Origin of the sequence: Massilia sp. Bi118 (genome assembly GCF_918697865.1) — a bacterium.
GTDB lineage: Bacteria > Pseudomonadota > Gammaproteobacteria > Burkholderiales > Burkholderiaceae_D > Telluria.
This window is the reverse complement of sequence record NZ_CAKKMV010000044.1, coordinates 1-1315: the sequence shown is the minus strand read 5'-3', so window position 1 is coordinate 1315 and position 1315 is coordinate 1. Positions and strand designations below refer to the sequence as shown.

Sequence of the window (1315 nt, the reverse complement as noted above, 5' to 3'; positions counted from 1 at the left end):
TATGAACCGCCCCGGCTTTCGTGGAGGCCGGTTAGTGTGAGTCAGGCCGAGATGGCTTGACTGCTCAGTTGCTTATAATAGTTTGCCTCAGCTTCGGCCGGCGGTATATAGCCGAGCGGCTCCAGCAAGCGGTGGTGGTTAAACCAGGAAACCCATTCCAGCGTGGCCAGTTCGACGGCTTCGCGCGTTTTCCAAGGTGCGCGACGGTGGATCAGCTCGGCCTTGTAAAGCCCGTTGATCGTCTCGGCCAGGGCGTTATCGTAACTGTCCCCCTTACTTCCCACAGACGGCTCGATGCCGGCTTCTGCCAGGCGCTCGCTGTACTTTATCGACACGTATTGCGAGCCCCTGTCGCTGTGGTGGACCAGCGCATTTCGTTCCGGCTGACGGGCATACAGCGCCTGCTCCAGGGCGTCGAGCACGAAGTCGGTCCGCATTGAGCTGCTCACGCGCCAGCCAACGATTCGTCGGGCGAAGACGTCGATCACGAAAGCGACATAGACAAAACCCTGCCAGGTCGAGACGTACGTAAAATCGCTGACCCACAGCTGGTTCGGCCGCTGCGCCTTGAACTGGCGGTTGACCCGGTCCAACGGACATGGGGCCTTCGCATCGGCCACCGTCGTGCGCACAACCTTGCCACGCATGACGCCTCGCAGACCGGCCTTACGCATCAAGCGCTCCACGGTACAGCGGGCCACATCGGTTCTCTCACGGCGCAGCTGGCGCCAGACCTTGTCCGCACCATAGACTTGCAGGTTCGCTTGCCAGACTCGTTCGATGTCGACGCTCAGCACGTCGTCGTGCTGGGCGCGGGCGCAGCGCAACTCAGGATTACGCTGCTGTGCGGCGTATCGCCAGTAGCCCGACGGCGCGACCTGCATCACCCGGCAGATCGGCTCGACACCGTAAGCGTGGCGGTACTGGTCGACGAACTTCCTCACGACTTGAAGCGGCGGTCGAGCTCCGCCTGGGCGAAAAACGCACTCGCCAGGCGCAGAATCTCGTTTGCCTTGCGCAGCTCGCGCACTTCCCGCTCCAGCGCCTTGATGCGCTCCTCTTCCGCAGTGGTCGGCCCTGGACGCTGGCCGGTATCGCGCTCCTGCTGGCGTACCCAGCGACGCAGCGTTTCAGGGGTACAGCCGATCTTGGCTGCGATCGATTCAATGGCTGCCCACTGCGAGCTGTACTCGCTGGCAGCTTCGCTGACCATGCGCACGGCGCGCTCGATGACTTCGGGGGAATACTTCGGTTGCTTCTTCATGACTCCATTTTCTCAAACAATGGAGCCTCTACAAAACCCGGGGCGGTTCAA

The 1315-nt window shown here is 61.9% G+C and carries 1 protein-coding gene and 1 other annotated feature; the gene reads right to left on the bottom strand.

What is annotated here, in order from left to right; genetic code table 11:
- Positions 1–41 precede the first annotated feature (41 nt).
- Positions 42–1264 (bottom strand): IS3 family transposase gene (locus LQV39_RS26295; protein ID WP_230030140.1). Its coding sequence is split into 2 segments (ribosomal slippage): positions 42–976 and positions 976–1264, totalling 1224 coding nucleotides; the frame shifts between segments, so codons are not numbered across the junction.
- Positions 870–986, bottom strand: a sequence feature (AL1L pseudoknot). Its footprint overlaps the gene before it by 117 nt.
- Positions 1265–1315: the final 51 nt, after the last annotated feature.